This window comes from Flavobacterium sp. FlaQc-52, from assembly GCF_044007495.1.
GTDB lineage: Bacteria > Bacteroidota > Bacteroidia > Flavobacteriales > Flavobacteriaceae > Flavobacterium > Flavobacterium cupriresistens.
Window position 1 is genome coordinate 685,143 of sequence record NZ_JBIPCV010000001.1, and the last position, 18,630, is coordinate 703,772.

Consider the following 18,630-nt stretch of genomic DNA (forward strand, 5'->3'; position numbering starts at 1 on the left):
TTTTAAACCATTTAAGTTATTAAAATTCATTTTAGAGCTGTATTTGTGTCCCTTGATTAAACACCAAAGGTTTCTTTATTTGTTATTATTTATCGAACGTCACCTGAATTAAATTTCCTTCCTTGATTTGTTTTTCAAACCATATTTTATTCTGATTCGAAACGGTTACTTTTAGTCCGTTATTGGTTCGTTTAACTGTAATATCAAAATCTTGTCCGAATGCGTGCAGGTTTCGCAAGCTCATACCCGGCCATGATTTAGGAAGACGGGGCGTAAAAGTAAAACTATTTAACCCCACAGGACAAATACCAAATAATCCTTCCGTAAAAACCCTGCAATACAAACCGCTTTCTGCCGAAAGATGGCGTTGATTTCCTTCAGGATATGCCTCTACCGGATAAGGAACATGGTCGCCCAACAAACGGCGTTCGGAATAGTAATGCAAAAAATCCAATGCTTTATCGGTTTCTCCTGCGGCCAAAACCCCTCTTAAAGCATATAAAGTCGATCGGTCCCAGAAGGTTTTGTCACCGGCTGCACTGGCGAGTCCATCGGGAGTCCATAATTTAGAAGAAAACAAGGCGGCAATGGTTCCTTTTTGACGATCGTAAATGCCCATCGTCAGAGGTGTGCAGATCCAGGCACGCAAAACATCATTTTCTTTGTAATATTTATAGGTTAGAAATCCATCTACCTCAGCACCAAAATACTTTTCGATTGAAGCTTTTAAGTTCTGCGATTGGAGTTTATACAAATCCAGTTGTTTTGGGTTTTTCTTCAAACTTTTACCCAGATAAACAGCTGAATTTAAAGCATCATAATACAAGGATGAAGTGTTAAGATTCGCTTTCCCTGCCGGAAATCGTCCTTCCAGTTCATCTGAATCCGAATAAACCACTCCTTCTGAATTTAGCTTTAACCGACAATATTCTAAACACCATTCAATTAAAGGCCATACTTGTTCTGCTTCGCTAACATTCCCTCTTGCCAGTGCGTAACGTGCTGCGCCATAAGCAATCATGGCGGCATCACCACGATCGCCTGCACCGTCCCAGATATCAGTTCCTTCTGCTACAATCGAACTTGGGATGGGCTTATATTCTTTGTTGATGTATTTCGCAAAAAGCAAATACGCATTCAAAGAGGCTTTATTGGCGTAATCATAACCTAAATACGAAAAAAAAGGACCAATGTATTCTGCCTGATCGTTGGCCCAGATTGCCGCATAATACGATTCTCCTCCGGGGCTGTGCATGGGTCCTCCTTTTGTTTCAAAAATACTCTCGGCGGCTCTTAGTTTTGCAAACTCAAATTCGGTATTCAGGATCGGATCAGGGGTTTCTAATACCAATTTCGTTCTTAATTGACGAACCAGTTCCAAGCGATTCTTTTTCTCTGTTTCCATATTCAATTCCGGTATGGATTCGTTCTTTTTAGTAGCACAGTAAAAAACAGAGAAATCAATCGTTTCGTCGGGCTGTAGCACAAAAGTTCCTTCATTAGCAACTCGGGTTATCACGGTGTAACTGCCTTCTGTTCCTTTATCCTCCGCTGACTTATACTCAAAATTCATTTTCGGAATTTCTACTACACAGCTTTTATCAGCTGTATTTTTGATCGTGTAATTTTCGCAAAAAACAGGCAAAGAGGTTGACGGAAAATACTGTCGGGTTAGTTCTAAAGTATTGTCGACTTTACTTTTTGCGAGTAAAGTTCCATCTATTGTCATCGAAACTACCTTTTCATTGACAATTGGTTTATAGTTTACCAAAACAAACCGCATCGCATCCTGAGCAAACTGGCGAGTAAAACTGGCATGCGTGTTGTTTGGAATCGTTCGTAACATAGGCCAGACTAAACTACGGGTACTATTAAAAGAACCGTCTGCTCCTACTCCGTAACGAAGCACAGCGGAGATTTTTCTACCGCTCATTTCTATGTGATCTTTGTGTGGAATATTATCTTTTATCTTCCATGTAATTGATCCGTTTTGCTCAATTTCCCACCGACTGTTTTCTTGTGAAAACGATTTGCAGGTTACTAAAACTAAAATAACAGCGAAAAAAATCCTTCTGCTGCCAATACATAACTTCTTCATTCAATTGATTTTAAATTTGTGATTCTATTGCTTTATCAAACTGTTGCGTATAATTGTTTTTAACACATAGAGACATAGTTTGTTAAGCTTTAAAAATTGTCAATCCTAAATCTATGTCTCTATGTGTTAAATAGTATTTATTTACATTGCTCTACAGGTTATATCAATAGCTTTTAACATTTATAAACAAGACACTGTTACAATTTGTCCCTCTGCAACAGGAATATCAATAAAGGAATAGGTTTTTCCCCTTTCTTTATCTTCTTGACCAGTTTTCATTTTTATACCGTTTACTAAAAATTTCTGATGCTTTCCGGCAAACTTGGCCCTCCACAATAGCGTCTTCGTTCCTTTGTTATGAAATACTGTTTCTTGTTCGTTTTGTTTTATCGCTATCGTGGTATTCAAAACAGGAAGATTATCCAGTTCCGAAACTGTTCCTCTTTTACCCCGATATAAAGTAGTCACGCTGTTTTTTTCGCTATTGGGTTCAATGCCCATAAAACCACTTACAATGCCTTCAATAATTCCATACGAGACTTCGGGATATTCTCTCCTTTTGGTCTCGGGATTTGAGAGGTATAAAATATACTGGTATGCTTTGTCTTCAAAACCATGTTGGTATAGAAGTGTCGGCAAATAGGAAGAAGTCTCGACATTGTTTTTGGAAGAAATGATATGTTCAATTGTTTTTTGAATTCGGGTTTCGTCGGTTAAAGCATTAAACCATAACAAAAAAATAGCCCCACCACTTTTACCAAATTTCCCGTCGGCAGTATAATAAGTCTGATAAAGAGCCTGTGATTGATCCCACCAAATCTGATCTATCTGCTCTTTATATCGCAATGCTTTACTTTGATAATGAGCTGCTTTCTCCAGATTTCCGTTAGCTTTTAAAAGCTTGGAATAAGACACTAACCCGCTATAGATTGAAGCGACTAAATCGACTCCCATTTTTAAATCCGGTACATCTTCGTCATAGGAAGCCAATCCACGGCAGCGGTGAAAATCATCTTTTACATCAAAGGGAATCGGAGCATTAGGATGCATTGGTCTTGTCAATAAGGAATCGACTTCGAGAATCCAACGTTCGATATAGTCCGTTACTGATTTTTCGTAGAAGTGGATAAACTCAGGTGACTTGATATACGTTTCGTCTCCTGTCCATACATACAATCTCCAACAGGCTTGTATCATGTCAAAATTGGCATTGAGGTTGTACCAAAACTCTTTGTCATTTCTGTAATCGGCTGGAGCAGGATTTCCGAGTTTATTGATTTCCCAGTACGAACACCAATCTTTGTTTTCTGAAATGTTCTTAGCAAATAAAGAAAACATATTCTTATTTGCCTTACCAAGCCCCAATACTTCAGCTCCTATACTCTGATGCGAAATGTCCCGCATGCAAAATGCCTCTCTGGAAGGCAAAGCTGCCTCATACCAAGCACCTACGGGACTGTCCGGATCTCCTTTGTACGATAAGGCAGTTTCTTTAGCCCAGACAAACGCTTTTTCGATTGCCTGGTCTGAAGATTTAAAGCGTACGGTCTCTTGTGCTTTTGAATGCAAAACAAAACCACAATTAAAGAGCATTAGTATTAAGATATTTTTCATGCTGTACAACTTAAAGAGCGCTTTTACTTAATCGGTACATCAATACGCCATGTGGTTCTATTGTCGCTTTTAGTTCTTTGGCTGTCGTTCCGGCATTTTTCTTGCTCCAAAGATCCAAGAGGTTGTAGGTGCTGTTTTTATCTAATGAATGAGCATAGATCTCGTCTACAATTTTTTCTTTGCTCCAGTCAAAACTAATGGTTTTGGCCAGTGTATTGCGATTTACAAAACAGACTGCCCAATCTCCGTTTTTAAGCGGTTTAAACCAAACCTGTAATCCATCCTTGTCCAGATAACGGAATCCCTGAATCCCAAGCGGGTCTTGATTGACTGCTAAAATCTCCTTGTTGGTTAGTATTTCTATGGTTTCTTTTGTCATTTTTCTAACATCATTTCCGGCGATTAACGGGGACGCCATTATACTCCAAAGAGCGAAATGTGCTTTGTCTTCATTATAAGTCATTCCGTTACCTACTTCCAGCATATCAGGATCGTTCCAATGACCCGGTCCTGAATATTTACGAAGATTGGACTGTAAATCGGCGATGTGCATTACACTCAAAGAATTCCAGGTTCCTTCGTCGTGTACCGAATCGAAAATCTGATAAATATCTTCTGTTGTTCTCCACAACTGTCCTACTCCTTTTCCCCATTCCCAAGGTTTATTTACACCCCATTCACAGATACTAAACAAAATTGGTTTTCCTGTTTTTTGCAATGCATCACTCATAGTTGTATAGGCTTCTTTGGCATTTATACCGGCTGTATTACACCAATCGTACTTTAAAAAATCAATGTCCCAAGAGGCATAATTTCTTGCATCCTGATACTCATACCCTCGAGTTCCCGGGTATTTTTGACAGGTTAGGGTTCCGGCACAATTGTACATTCCGAATTTTAATCCTTTGGAGTGCACATAATCGGCAACAAACTTCATTCCGCGTGGAAACTTTTTAGGATCGGGAACCAAATTTCCCTCACGATCTCTTTCCATTGCCATCCAGCCATCGTCTAAAACCAAATAGACGTATCCGGCATCGCGCATTCCTGAAGAAACAAGAGCGTCTGCAGTTTCCATTACCATTTTCTCATCGATATTGGTATGAAAAGTGTTCCAGCTGTTCCAGCCCATTGGTGGTGTGGGTGCTAAATCTTCGACCTTTTGTGCAGAAAGTTGTGTACCGCAAAAAGCCATACTGATAAGAGCCCATTTTATTGTTTTAAAATTTTTCATTTTTTGTTTTTTTTATAAATAATCTAAAAAACAAACCCAGCTATTTATTTCTAAAAAGTGGGTTTGCACCAAAATTGATATTATGCTTATGATTCATAATATCGTTCAACTAATCAAAACCCTTAATTATATCCCGGATTCTGAACAAGACTTGTCCTGTTCATTTCTGTTCTTGGAATTGGCAATAAATAATGTTGTGGTTTAAAAACCCTGTCTTGTACTTTAGTGTAGGTATACGTTTTTGTACCATTAGTATTCTTGGTAATAATGACCCCCATCAATGGTTTGTTTTCTGTTACCTCGGCAATTTTCCATCGACGTACATCGTAATAACGGTGCCCTTCAAGACACAATTCGATTTGTCTTTCGTTGTAAATTTTATTCTCCAATGCTGTTCCTGATAATGCCGGCAGATCATTGTTTATTCCTGCGCGTTTTCTAATCAGATTCAGGTATTGCAGTGCAGTGGCATCATTGCCTGTTTTAAATTGTGCTTCGGCATAGTTCAGATAAATCTCTGCCAGACGCGAAATGATGTAAGGTTTGTTGGTTTGGGTTTCTGTATTGTAATTAAAAGTAGTATCACAATATTTACGGAACGTATAACGTGTCGCACTATTGTTCCAGGTATCCCAGCCTTGAGGAGAGTCTAATCCCCCTTCATAAAACTCTGCTATGTTTGAATGTCCTGCCTTGTAACGGTCCTGACAAAAGGCAGGATTACCATACGAACGTCCATCATAAACAATATCTTTATAAAAACGCGGATCTCTGTTTTTGTATGGCTTTTGAGGATCGTATCCTGATGTCGGGTCTGTGATATCTTTACCATCGGCCGTTCCAAAAGCATCTATCAGATTCTGACTTGGAGCAAAGGATGCCCAGCCATGAAAACCACTTGGCGAATTAAACATTTCAACCCCGTTAAAAGCACTCCATTGTGGTACCTTACTCGATAAACGAACGGCAATTATTTCCGAATTAGTGGTAGTGAATAAATCAGCATAATTTCCGGTGTACAATTGAAATGCATTAAGATCGATTACGGCTTTGGCAGCATCAGACGCTTTCTTCCATTTTGTCAAATCATTCGACGGATTCCATTGTGGGCTGGCTGCATAAAGTAGTGCTCTGGATTTCAATGCTAAGGCCGCTGCTTTGGTGATTCTTCCTAAATTGGCACCGCTCTGATCTAAAGGCAACATGGTAGCGGCTTTATCCAATTCATCCGAAATAAAGGCAACACATGCTTCATAAGAACTGCGATCTACATTAAAATTACTGTTCAAATCAAAAGGTTCTTTGACTAAAGGCACTCCGCCATAATCACGGATTAATTTAAAATAGGCATAGGCTCTTAGAAAAGTGCCTTCACCTTTTAAACGATTTCTCCATTGGGCATCACCCGGAACATGATCAATTTTAGAAAGCAGAATATTGCAATTTTGAATGATGGCATAGGTTGGAGCCCAGATATCAAATTCATTCATATTATCCGGTGTCAGCGCACCCGAATTGATAATTGAAGAATTATAATCATTGAATTTATTATACGCTTCATCACAAGAAGCTGACAGTGCCCAAGTGCGGTTTGTAGCGGTATCCCAGTTGTGTTGTGTGGTTGGGAGTACATTGTACAAATTATTCACAAAGGCTTCTGTCAGCTTTAAATCATTCCATACCGACACATCTGTATAGGAATCTAAAGGAACTTTGTCCAAAATATCGTCACTACAAGACGAGAACAGTCCACTGACCATCAGAAAAACAGCCAGTACTATTTTATTTTTTATACTTCTTATTTTAAAATTTTTCATACTTCTTTCTTTAGCTATTTTATTATAATCCGATATTCAATCCAAATCTGTAAATACGTACCTGAGGGTAATTAATCCCCGTGGTATTATTCGTTTCCGGATCGACATTGTATTTTTTCATTTTATCAATAGAGAACAGATTAGAACCTCCTACATAAAATCTGAAGTTTGTAACACCTAGTTTGTTCAGTATGTTTTTTGGTAATACATAGGATACTTCAAGAGATTTTAGACGAAGAAATGAAGCATCTTTCAACCAAAAATCGGCAGGAACATTATTTCTGCTATCTGTACTGTTGAATGCTCGCGGATATGGGGCATTTGGATTTTCTGCTGTATACCTGCCATCATACAACCAGGTTGGCGGGGCGATTATTGAACCTTGCGCCTGAGGAAGTATCATTTGCCTTGCCATGGTTTGACCCGTCCAAAGAATATCCAAACCAAATCCTTTGTACTGACATCCCATTGGAATACCGTACACTATTTTTGGTGTAGCAGATTCGGGGATTCTTACCTTATCGTTGCTTGTGATACTACCATCATTATCGATGTCTTTTAGCCAAAGATCGCCGGGGGCTGCTCCTTCTAAGTGTGGAGACGCGTCTACATCTGCCTGACTGCGATAGATCCCGTTTGTCTTATACACTAACCAAGAATCGATTGCTTCTCCGGTAGATCTTTGCCATTCGGGAATATTTGGGGACTCATCACGAAAAATGACTTTGCTTTTGGCATAGGTAAAATTAAGCCCTACATTGTATTTGAAATCTGTCGTACCACCAGCATAGCTAACCGCTATGTCTACACCATGATTTTGCGATTTTCCAATGTTTTCCGGAGGGAGTACTAACCCTGTGTACTGCGGAACCGAAGCACTACGAGCTGCCAAAATATCACTCCTTACATAGTGGAAATAATCAAACCCTACTTTTAATTTATTGTCCAGAAAAGAAGCGTCAAAACCAATATCTTTTGTGTCTTGATTTTCCCATGTAATATTAGGATTTGGTGTTGATGAAAGGTATAAATTAGTCGCCTGAGTATAGTCTCCAAAATATACATTATACTCCTGAATCGTATTCAATTGATATCGGGTCATAAACAAATATTGTGCGATGGCATCGTTACCCATTTTCCCCCATGAAGCTCTAATTTTAAACTGATCTACTATTTTAATATTATCCTTGAAAAAATCTTCATTGGATATTTTCCAGCCTAAGGATAATGCAGGAAACATTCCCCAGCGATTTTCGGTAGGAAAATTGAATGATCCGTTATAACGAGCCGAAACTTCTGCAAAATATTTACCGTCATAATTATAGGCCACTCTCCCTAAATAACTTTCTCTTCCGTCCTGGTATTCAAATCCATTGGCATCTTGCGCTACGGTGCTTCCTGCGAAAATCTGGTCCAATTGATCGCTTAATAAATCTCGTCTGTAAGCCGTGGTTCTCTTATTTATATTGGTGGTTTGCTCGTACCCTAAAAAAGCATTTACTTCATGTTTGTCGAACTGTCTGTCGTAAGCTGCTTTAAAAAAATACGTATTTTCATTAGACAGGAATTCGTCTTGTGTTACACTCGAAATAGCAGTACTTGCTTTTTGATTGTTGTAAGTATCGGTAGTTTTATCATACGAGTACGCATCCCAGGGTTTTGTAAATCTTTTTTCGCTACGCAAAGCATAATCAAAAGCGGCATATCCGCTTACAGAAAATCCTTTGGTTACGTATGGCATTTTCAATTCAAATCCAATTTTTGGATTCAGGATCAGGTTTTGAATTTTATCATATCCCGCAGCTGAAGAAGTCATAATAACCGGATTTCTACCATTTGCAATACCCGCAGAAGGAAGTCCGTTTGCATAATAATCCGGAATAAACGGATACATACTAACCGTTTCATGAAGAATACTACCTACCGATGCCGAAGGATACACCCTGCTTTCTCTGCGACCGGCAAGGTCAAAATTGACTTTTAGGTTGTTGCTTATTTTTACATCTATATTGGATCTCAGATTGTATTGTTTAAACAATTCATCACTGTTTCTGAAATTACTTTCCTGATTCAGATATTGGCCTGATAAATAGTATTTCACATCCTCAGTCCCACCGCTAACGGATAGCGATTGAGTCGATTGTGGGGCATTTTGTCTAAAGACCGCTTTCATCCAGTCTGTACTGGTATAATTGGGAACATTTCCTGCTTTGTATTTATCAATATCTGCTTGTGCGTAGGGTGCGGCATTTCCTTTGTTTACATTTAATTCGTTATAATAGGTCATATACTGCCACGAATTAACACGCTCGGTCATTCTGGTTAATTGCTGTATCCCGTAAGAACCATCGTATTGAATCGTTGGTTTCCCTAGTTTCCCTCTTTTGGTTGTCACCAGAATTACACCATTGGCAGACCTCACTCCGTAAATAGCTGCCGAAGCATCTTTTAAAACCGTAACCGTTTCTATGTCTGCGGGATTCATTCTGCTTAAATCTCGATCGGGTATGCCGTCAATCACGACTAAAGGTCCTGTTCCACCTCCAAAAGAATTGATTCCTCTGATCAGAATGGTTGCATTGTCATCTCCGGGTCTTCCGGAACGGTTGTTCGCAATAACTCCGGCAACCCTTCCTACTAAGGTATTGGAAACGTTTGGAGTAGAACTTTTTACCAAAGCGGCTCCGTTTATAGAAGAAACAGCACCGGTTAAACTTCCTTTCTTTTGCGAGCCATATCCAACAACTACCACTTCATCCAATGTTTTGTTTTCTTCTTTTAATTGAACGGTAATCGCATTCTCTCCTTCTGAAAGTATTATTTCCCTTGAAATAAAGCCCGTAAAGGAAACGATCAAAGTGCTTTTATAACTTGGAATCTGAATTTCGAAACTTCCGTCATCCTGCGTCAAAACCGTTTTTTTGGTTCCTTTTAAAAGTACGTTTGCTCCGGCAAGCGGCAAACCATTTTCGTCGGTTACTTTTCCGCTAATCTGCAATTGTATGGGCTGAATTATTTCTGAAAGATTTGCGAAATCACTTCGTTTTTTCAGGATCACATGATTCCCTTCTAACGTATAAGTCATGGGTTGGTTTTTGAAAATGAGCTCTAAGGCGGTTTCTAATTTTTCATTCTGAATAGAAATCGTAATGTTTTGCGCTTTCATCAGTTGCTCTTTCCCATAAACAAAACTGTAATTAGTCTGTTTCTCTATCTCTCTAAAGACCGTCAACAACTTATCATTCTTAAATGTCAGACTTACTTTTTGAGCCATTCCTGTTGCGCAGACCTGCATGGTAACTGCTAGCAATAAAATGCCGGTAATTTTCATCTTTAGTGATGTTTTAAATTTTGACTTTCGCTTGGTAGGCGAAGTCTTCAAAATTGGATTTAAATTCATAACTTTGGTTATTGGTTAATAATTACTACTTGTGGAACTTGTATGATTAAAACAACCTCTTATATCGCCGGAAGTGCTCGAACACTTTCCGGCTTTTTTTATAAAATTATTTTAATTTCCGGTGAACCTTAGTAAGACTCTCGAAAGTCTCTCTATGGTTTTGTATAAGACATTACTATAATTTTTTTTCCTTCCAATTTAAAGCGCACCAAATCTGTCATTTCCATTATTTTCAGCAATTCGGACAGTGGCACATCTTTGGAGATTTTCATAACAAACGAAGAATTAATAGTTCCTCTATAGGCTACGTCAAGATCATACCATTTCGAAATTTGATTCATAACGACTTTAATATCTGCTCCTTCAAAGTAAAATTGTCCGTCTCTCCAGGCAGTTGTTTCTTCTATATTGGCCTCCTTAATTAAAGTCAGTTCCTTTTCGGCTATCACCTGCTGATTGGGTTTAACGATCAGACTTCCGATCAAAAGTTTAGAGACTCTTTTTTCTACTCTGATACTTCCCTCAACCAGTGTGATTTTGGTATTGGGCTGGTCCGCGTAAGCATTGATATTAAATTGAGTTCCCAATGCTTCCGTTTCCGTTCCGTTAGCATTTACTTTAAAAGGCATGTGTTTGTTCTTTGCTACTTTAAAGAAAACTTCCCCGGTCATGCTTACTTTTCGTTCTTTACCAATAAATTCAGATGGAAATGTTAAAGAGGACCCTGCATTTATCCAGGTCATTGTACCATCAGCTAATAGTAACTGTAAAGGCTTACTTCCCTTAGGCACAGCTAAAGTATTTTGGGCTAAAACCTCTTTTTTTGAATTAATACGGTCTTTGTAAATGATATTCCCGTCATTCGTTTTTAGCGTTAGTGCTGCTGCATGGATAATCAGCTCTTTCTTGGGGTCATTTTGCACGATGATCTTTTTACCATTTGACAGGGTTAAAATCGCCTGATTGATTTCTGGAGGCATAATTTCTGCTCCGAAACGTTCTTTTTGAGATAAATTCTGATCCGGAATTACTTTATTAGGAGTTTTATAAAACCAGAACCCTATGCTTAACGCAAACAACACCACAGCAGCCACCATCTGAAACCACTTTCTATTCTTTTTTCCAGCTATTCTTTTAGCGTGTTTTAAGGAAGCTGCAATGGTTTCCCAACCTGCGTCTTTTTCAAATTCATACATTTTATCTAATTCGGTAGCTACCCATTCTTTATTGGTAAGATTCTCAAAGATTTCTTTGTTGGCTGGAGAGCTGTTAATCCATTCTTTTAAAACAAAATGTTCGTTAGGCGTAATGGTTTTATTGAGGAATTTTAATATTAATTCATCTATCTGAAATGGCAAATTTGACATAATCTTAACTTTGATTTTATGTTGTATAGAACAACACGTATCAACTGTTTTTTTAACTACAGGAAAATGGAGTTATTTTTGAATTATTTTGTAATTAGTTGATTTGCAACAACAAAGACTATCATAAAAAAGATTATATTTAAGGCAGGTAGCTCTTCGACTTCGCTCAGAGGGACAAAAATAAGGTAGGAGTTTGTGCGGCTCTTCGACTTCGCTCAGAGGGACAAAAATGAGGTAGGGGTTTGTGTGGCTCTTTGGCTTCGCTCAGAGAGACACGAGTGGGGTGAGGATCACGTTTATGGATTATGAAGCTCTTCGGCTTTGCTCAGAGGGACAAAAATGAGGTAGGGATTTGTGTGGCTCTTCGGATTGACTTGGAGGAATAAAACACGATAAGGGTACCGTTTACTTAATGGGGATGCAAAAGAGCAATACTATCTTTGTTTGTAAAATAGCACCGAAAGCATATTAACCAATGCCACTGTAGAAAGTATATTCTCCTGATGCAATGCTAAACGGATCTTGTACAATGCTCTTGATTTTTGATTTAAAACCGTTTGTGGGCTTATTTTCATTTCACCTGCAATTTGTGCGGTGCTTTTGCCTTCAATAAAAATAGATTTGAAAACTTCCTGACATTGTTGGGGCAGATTTTCCATTTCGCAATAAATGGTTTGGAGTACTTTGGCTGTTATCATTTCGCCTTCACCAAATTGCTCTGCAGATTCAGTTAAAAAGCTAATTTCTTCATGTGCTTTTTTATGGCGCTTCTCTTTTCTTAAAAAATCGTAACACGCATTCCTTGAGGTCACAAAAAGGAACGATTTTATATCTGATAAGTTGTCAAAATCATGCTTTTTTTGAAGTAGTTTTAAAAATGTTTCTGTAGAAATATCTTCCGCTTCCTGCGAATATTTAATCAAAGTCTTGTTAAAATAACACAGCGGTCGGTAATAAAGCAGATACAACTTACGAATTGCTTTTTCCTTGCCATTTCTAAAATCTTCAACCAGATCTATGTCGTTATTTTGGATCAAAATTTATTTTTTTATTTTAAAAATACAAGCAATCAGCCTACTAAACCTATATTATATTACCTCTAAATTGTACTATGCTACTTAGTTTTCTGTTAACTAATCTCCAAAAAAATATTTCTAAAAAAAGCGTAGCAAGCCCTGAACCATAGCAATTATGGAAGATTAATGACACGAAACATTCCCTGCTAAAATTGAAAATTAAGTCAGTTGCCAGACGCAAAACTGCTTTATAAAAATTTGATAAGGCTCAGTAACTGCTACACTATATTATAAGGATGTATTACAAAAAATTGAATCGTTCTGCTGCATCAAAGAATTTTATTTGTTCAACCATTTGTCCAACGTGCTCTTAATAAGTGCTTGATCTGCTGCAGAAAAATCTTTGACTCTGGTGGCATGACTTCCCTCGGGCAGTACCATCTTTAAGGCGTCTACATTTGGTTTTGGCGTTGGGGAACAAGAAAACCAGGTATCGTAACCACCATAGACGTATAAAATATGGTCTCCTTTATTTTCAACATACTTACGCACTTTTTTAATATAATCGGGATTGTATTTTATAACAACGTCTTTCGGAGCAAATCGATCGTTGGAACTACTCTTTACAATTTTAAGTAAATCTGCAACGGGCGAAAAGTCAAATCCATAGTACCCCAACTCGCTTAAATGCTGATAGTACGAAGGCAGGTAATTGAAATACATTTTATCATTGTAAGTTCCCACGCCTACTATTTTATTCAAATAATCAAATAGTTCTTTTGGGGTAGCATTTGCGGCGGGTATTTCATCACATTTCCCACCCCATTGCCAAAAAGAGAATGGAAATTCTAAAACGGCATATTCCAAAGCCTCTTCCATCGGTACCTTGGTGTATTGCATTTTTTTTGCCGTTGCGTATTCTGAAAAAACAGCCATTACTTCGGCTCTGTTTTGCAAAACTGCTCGCTGTAAAGCCGTAACTTTTGCTCTGCATTCCGGTGTCCCTACCACTTTTACATGTGTTACGGTTCTGGGATCTTCACAAGTATTAATTAAAGGAGCCACATACGGCATCGCAACATCAACATCTTTCGGGTATTTTGATTTGTAGATTAGAGCCGTTTCACCTCCTTTACTAATGCCGGTTGAAATCCATTTTCCGGTATATAGCTTTTTTAGTTGAGTTACTATTCCGTGATAATCTGCAATAGCCTGATCATTAGTCAAATATTCCCATGGAATTGGCTCAGGTCTTGATTTTCCGTAAAAACGATACTCTACCGCAACCTGATTGGCTTGCAATAAACTACTTACTTCACTTTTTATATTTCCGGTATTGTACCCGTGCGTTTCTATAACCATTGGCCTGTCAAAACCAACATGGGACAGATAAATGTAATGTTGAAAAGTCCCTTTTTCGGGATGTTTGTGATCTAATGGTTCGTCTAAGATCAATTGATAGGATGTTGTATATCCTTCCAGATTTTCTATTGGCGTAATGACAGCTTTAGGAAACAACTCCGTTAATTTTTGTTGAAGATCCGCCACAGGTTTTGCTACCGTTTGAGCCGAACCAATCGAAGCACTTAAGCCGATAAAGAGCAATAAAGCGATGTACAGTTTTTTATTCATTTTATACTATTTAATTCAATTTTTAAAATTACTGTCATTGTTAAATCAGAACCAATACTATATTATCCCTTAATTGTAATATTTTATCTGATTCCGGATAAAATATAGTTATCCTGAAATAAAGTTTTAATTTTAATCTAAAACTGATCCAAATGACCACAATTCCCTTTATATCCGACTCCTTTATAGCTGAAAATTGCGACTATAAAACCTTGGTAGAAGTCTTGCAAAAAGGTTTTTCTAATACCGAAATCGAAGTTCCGATGCGGCACCACCATGACTTTCCAAATCCGGAAGAAAAAGTAGATTCTACCTTATTATTAATGCCCGCTTTTCATCCGGGAAATGATCTGGGTGTAAAAATTGTAACGGTAAGTCCAAATAATGGTAATCATAATTTACCATCCATCCAGGGAATTTATGTTTATCTGGATGCTCATTTAGGCCATGTGAAAGCCATATTAGAAGCAAAAGCTTTAACAGCAGCCCGGACAGCAGCAGTTTCTGCATTAGCCAGTAGTTATCTTTCACGAACTGATGCCAGCACTTTATTTATGATTGGAACAGGCGCTTTGGCTACCAATCTGATTCGGGCACATGCGAGTGTCCGACCTATAACAAAAGTGTATGTTTGGGGAAGAAATCCTGCTAAAGCAAAACTCGTTTGTGACTCCTTAAAAGAATATCCTTTTACCTGTGAAACGGTTGGTTCTATTGAAAATACCATTCCAAAAGCCCATATCATTTCCTGCGCTACTTTATCAAAGACCCCTTTGGTTTTTGGAGAATGGTTACAGGAAGGACAACATTTAGATTTGGTAGGAGCTTACAAAAAAGATATACGTGAGGCAGATGACGCCGCCATTTCAAGGGCCTCCGTTTTTATTGACACTTATCAGGGTGGATTAAAAGAAAGCGGAGATATTGTAATTCCGCTACAGACTAATGTTATTAAAGTGAGCGACATTAAAGCTGATTTATTTGAATTGTGTTCCGGTATCAAAAAAGGCAGAACTACCGATCACGAAATTACTTTCTTTAAATCTGTTGGGCATGCACTGGAAGATCTGGTGGCGGCTGCTCATTTTTATGAGAAATACAGTAATGCAAAATAGCACGCGGATTTGGCGGGTTCAGCGGATTTGGCGGATTTTTTTTTAATGCAACGATAAAAAATCTGCTAAATCTGTTGGGCATGCACTTGAAGATCTGGTTGCGGCTGCTCATTTTTATGAGAAATACAGTAATGCAAAATAGCACGCAGATTTGGCGGATTTGGCGGATTTTTTTTAAATGAAATTATAAAGAATCTGCTACCCGAGCGATAGCGAACAGCCGAAGCAAATCTGTTGGGCATGCGTTAGAAGATCTAGTTGCAGCGGCGCATTTTTATCAGGAATTCAACGCATTAAAATAAAATAGCACGCAGATTTGGCGGATTTTTTTTTTAATGCAACGATAAAAAATCTGCTAAATCTGCGTGAGAAAAAGAAAAATTGGAAACGATAACTACTTTTTTGCAGTAAACCGAAAAGAGTTAGATAAAACCTGACTATCCAAATAATTACATAATCTGTGCGAATCTTTTTAATCTGTGGCAAAAAAAATCATCCCAATCCGTGAAATTCATGACAAAAAAACTTGACCCAAACACAACACACACTACAAGCAAATAATATAAAACGCTATTAAAGACAAATAAACAGCCACAATGAAAAAAACCTATCAAACTATTTTAAAAAACAACACTTATACTATACCCGAAAATTGCCTCGCCATTAAAACCATAGACATGCATACGGGTGGAGAACCGCTTCGTGTTATTATCGATGGTTTCCCTGAATTAAAAGGAAATTCTGTTTTAGAATATCGCAGGTATATCAAAGAACATTATGATTATTTACGTACGGCTTTAATGTTTGAACCCAGAGGTCATGCTGATATGTACGGTTGCATCCTCCTCCCTCCCAACGATGACGAAGCTGATTTCGGAATCCTTTTTATGCACAACGAAGGGTACAGTACGATGTGCGGGCATGCCATAATTGCGATCACAACCCTGGCTGTAAAAATGAATTGGATTGCCTTAAAAGAAGGCGAAAATGAATTAAAAATCGATGCTCCTTGCGGCAGAATTCACTCGTATGCCACAATAAAAGACGGAGAGCTGACCGGAGTTCACTTTCATTGTGTGCCGAGTTTTGTGGTAGGTTTAGACCGCGTTGTTTCTGTTCCTACTATTGGCGATGTTACTTATGATTTGGCTTATGGAGGAGCCTTTTACGCTTATGTGGATCTTCGTAAAAACAAAAATATAAATCTTACTCTGACACCCGAAGACAATCGCATGATTATTCAAGTCGGAAGAGCTATCAAACATGCGGTAATGGCACAAGACAACGAAATACTACATCCGTTTGAAGATGACTTAAGTTTTTTATACGGTACCATTTTTATAGATACCTCTTTGGAAGCGCAAAACCATAGTCGAAATGTCTGCGTTTTTGCAGAAGGTGAAGTAGATCGTTCGCCAACGGGTTCGGGTGTTTCGGGAAGAATTGCTATCGAAAAGGCAAGAAATCAGATCAAAAAAGGGCAGGAAATTAGTATTGAAAGCATAACAAATAGTATTTTTAAGGGTTCCCTTGTTGACGAATTGGACTTCGGTAAATTCAAAGCCGTAATTCCTCAAGTAGAAGGAACGGCCTACATTACGGGAACAAATACTTTTATCATTGATCCAAATGATCCAATGAAAAACGGGTTTATTTTACGCTAATATTAAAAACAATATAGAAGTACACCACTTTATAACTAACTTAAAAAAAGACAAACAAATGACAATTGGAGTTGGCGGTTCAACCGCAAGTATCGAACTAGACAAAATACAAAACATGACCACAAATGTTCAGCCGATTACGATCGCTGAATATCAATTACGCCTTAAAAAAGCTGTTCTTCTGATGAAAGAACAAAACTGCAAAGTACTTTATTTACATGCCGGAACCAACTTATACTATTATACCGGAACTAAATGGAATCCTTCTGAACGAATGGTTGGTGCTTTACTTTTTGAAGATGAAAGCATCGAATACATCGTTCCAAAATTTGAAGAAGGTACTTTTAAAACCTTTATGCAAGTGGAAGGCCATTTAAATTTCTGGGAAGAGCATGAAAATCCTTGCCTGCTGTTTGGTGCTATTTTACAAAAGAAAAACGTCTCTAACGGAACAATCGCTTTAGATGAATCAGCTTCTTATTTTCAAGTTGACAGTATTATCAAAGCAAATCCGGACTATACTTTTATAAATGCACAACCAATAACTGCTGGTTGCCGCATGCACAAATCAGCGGCTGAAATTGCTATAATTCAACAGGCAAAAGATATTACAATGGTCGTTCAAAAAGCAACTGCACGTATTTTGTATCCGGGAATTGAAGCGGCTACTGTTGTAGATTTTGTCAATAAAGCTCATATCAAAGCCGGAATAAACTCAGGTTCGTATTTCTGTATCGTTCTTTTTGGAGAGGATTCACAATACCCGCATGGCGTTACTGCTCCACAGAATTTAAAAGATAATGATATTGTTTTAATTGATACGGGCTGTCGCTTAGAAGGATATCTTTCCGACATCACACGTACCTACGTATACGGGACTCCAACCGAAGCCCACATAAAAATATGGAACTTAGAAAAAGCAACTCAAAAAGCAGCCTTTGATGCCGCACAAATTGGTGCTACTTGTGGCGCTGTAGACGATGCCGCCCGAAAAGTATTAGCCCAAGCGGGACTAAGCGGTGATTACCAAATCCCGGGTTTGCCACACCGCGTAGGCCATGGTACGGGATTAGACATCCATGAATATCCGTATTTAGTTCGAGGAAATCAAACCCTTTTGCAAGAAGGCATGGTCGTTAGTAACGAACCTATGATCTGTATTCCCGGTCAATTTGGTATTCGCCACGAAGATCATTTTTACATGACAGCAAGCGGTCCTAAGTGGTTTACGACTCCGATGGAATCTATTGATAATCCGTTTGGGGTTTAGGGGGAGGGATTGTTTCAGGTTTCAGTCTCGGTCCCGGTCTCAGTCTCAGTCTCAGTCTCAGTCTCAGTTAGTAAAACTGAAGAGTTCGTAAGACGTTTCGACTTTGGTCAGCCTGACAATTTGGGGTTCCCGTCTTAGTTATTTTTGAGTCACCCTGAGCGGAGTCGAAGGCTGGTTTGTTGAGAAGGGCTTCGACTTCGCTCAGCCTGACAATTGGGGTTTCCGTCTTAGTTATTTTTGTGTCACCCTGAGCGGAGTCGAAGGCTGGTTTGTTGAGAAGGGCTTCGACTTCGCTCAGCCTGACATTTTGGGTTAAGGTCTCCGTTTTCAGTCTCGGTCTCAGTCTCAGTTAGTAAAACTGAAGAGTTCGTAAGACGTTTCGACTTCGGTCAACCTGACAATT

11 protein-coding genes are annotated in these 18,630 nt (G+C 38.5%); 3 read left to right on the forward strand and 8 right to left on the reverse strand.

Annotated features, from left to right (window positions below; translation table 11 throughout):
- Window positions 1-85: 85 nt before the first annotated feature.
- The 8 genes from ACHRV5_RS02950 to ACHRV5_RS02985 form a co-directional block, all read right to left on the reverse strand.
- Window positions 86-2,098 (reverse strand): hypothetical protein, encoded by a 2,013-nt coding sequence (locus tag ACHRV5_RS02950; protein WP_395425691.1) that lies wholly within the window; start codon window positions 2,096-2,098, stop codon window positions 86-88.
- A gap of 180 nt (window positions 2,099-2,278) precedes the next feature.
- On the reverse strand, window positions 2,279-3,712 hold the full coding sequence (locus tag ACHRV5_RS02955) for a trehalase family glycosidase (RefSeq protein WP_395425692.1): 1,434 nt from the start codon (window positions 3,710-3,712) through the stop codon (window positions 2,279-2,281).
- Window positions 3,713-3,722: 10 nt separating this feature from the next.
- Window positions 3,723-4,946: a glycoside hydrolase family 27 protein gene (locus ACHRV5_RS02960; protein ID WP_395425693.1), complete on the reverse strand. Its 1,224-nt coding sequence runs from the start codon at window positions 4,944-4,946 to the stop codon at window positions 3,723-3,725.
- A 122-nt stretch (window positions 4,947-5,068) separates the two neighbouring features.
- A complete protein-coding gene (locus ACHRV5_RS02965; RefSeq protein WP_395425694.1) occupies window positions 5,069-6,763 on the reverse strand; it encodes a RagB/SusD family nutrient uptake outer membrane protein in 1,695 nt (564 codons plus the stop codon).
- Window positions 6,764-6,785: 22 nt separating this feature from the next.
- Window positions 6,786-10,094, reverse strand: a complete 3,309-nt coding sequence (locus ACHRV5_RS02970) for a SusC/RagA family TonB-linked outer membrane protein (RefSeq protein WP_395425695.1) — start codon at window positions 10,092-10,094, stop codon at window positions 6,786-6,788.
- Between the two features lie 221 nt (window positions 10,095-10,315).
- Entirely contained in the window at window positions 10,316-11,530 is a 1,215-nt protein-coding gene (locus tag ACHRV5_RS02975) for a FecR family protein (RefSeq protein WP_395425696.1), read from the reverse strand.
- A gap of 434 nt (window positions 11,531-11,964) precedes the next feature.
- Window positions 11,965-12,567 (reverse strand): RNA polymerase sigma factor, encoded by a 603-nt coding sequence (locus ACHRV5_RS02980; protein ID WP_047778037.1) that lies wholly within the window; start codon window positions 12,565-12,567, stop codon window positions 11,965-11,967.
- Between the two features lie 318 nt (window positions 12,568-12,885).
- The gene (locus ACHRV5_RS02985; RefSeq protein WP_395425697.1) at window positions 12,886-14,178 is read right to left on the reverse strand and encodes a S28 family serine protease; all 1,293 of its coding nucleotides are present in this window, start codon (window positions 14,176-14,178) and stop codon (window positions 12,886-12,888) included.
- A gap of 152 nt (window positions 14,179-14,330) precedes the next feature.
- Between ACHRV5_RS02985 and ACHRV5_RS02990 the strand changes: the two genes are divergently transcribed.
- From ACHRV5_RS02990 to ACHRV5_RS03000, 3 genes are all read left to right on the forward strand, one after another.
- Window positions 14,331-15,293: an ornithine cyclodeaminase family protein gene (locus ACHRV5_RS02990; protein WP_395425698.1), complete on the forward strand. Its 963-nt coding sequence runs from the start codon at window positions 14,331-14,333 to the stop codon at window positions 15,291-15,293.
- Between the two features lie 596 nt (window positions 15,294-15,889).
- On the forward strand, window positions 15,890-16,957 hold the full coding sequence (locus ACHRV5_RS02995) for a proline racemase family protein (protein WP_395425699.1): 1,068 nt from the start codon (window positions 15,890-15,892) through the stop codon (window positions 16,955-16,957).
- 58 nt (window positions 16,958-17,015) lie between these two features.
- Complete coding sequence (locus ACHRV5_RS03000) at window positions 17,016-18,227, forward strand: M24 family metallopeptidase (protein WP_395425700.1); 1,212 nt, start codon at window positions 17,016-17,018, stop codon at window positions 18,225-18,227.
- Window positions 18,228-18,630: the final 403 nt, after the last annotated feature.

Excerpts from the sequence above, each read along its gene's own strand:
- ACHRV5_RS02950 (WP_395425691.1), bottom strand. The coding sequence starts at position 2,098 with ATGAAGAAGTTATGTATTGGCAGCAGAAGGATTTTTTTCGCTGTTATT.
- ACHRV5_RS02955 (WP_395425692.1), bottom strand. The coding sequence starts at position 3,712 with ATGAAAAATATCTTAATACTAATGCTCTTTAATTGTGGTTTTGTTTTG.
- ACHRV5_RS02960 (WP_395425693.1), bottom strand. The coding sequence starts at position 4,946 with ATGAAAAATTTTAAAACAATAAAATGGGCTCTTATCAGTATGGCTTTT.
- ACHRV5_RS02965 (WP_395425694.1), bottom strand. The coding sequence starts at position 6,763 with ATGAAAAATTTTAAAATAAGAAGTATAAAAAATAAAATAGTACTGGCT.
- ACHRV5_RS02970 (WP_395425695.1), bottom strand. The coding sequence starts at position 10,094 with ATGAAAATTACCGGCATTTTATTGCTAGCAGTTACCATGCAGGTCTGC.
- ACHRV5_RS02975 (WP_395425696.1), bottom strand. The coding sequence starts at position 11,530 with ATGTCAAATTTGCCATTTCAGATAGATGAATTAATATTAAAATTCCTC.
- ACHRV5_RS02985 (WP_395425697.1), bottom strand. The coding sequence starts at position 14,178 with ATGAATAAAAAACTGTACATCGCTTTATTGCTCTTTATCGGCTTAAGT.
- ACHRV5_RS02990 (WP_395425698.1), top strand. The coding sequence starts at position 14,331 with ATGACCACAATTCCCTTTATATCCGACTCCTTTATAGCTGAAAATTGC.
- ACHRV5_RS02995 (WP_395425699.1), top strand. The coding sequence starts at position 15,890 with ATGAAAAAAACCTATCAAACTATTTTAAAAAACAACACTTATACTATA.
- ACHRV5_RS03000 (WP_395425700.1), top strand. The coding sequence starts at position 17,016 with ATGACAATTGGAGTTGGCGGTTCAACCGCAAGTATCGAACTAGACAAA.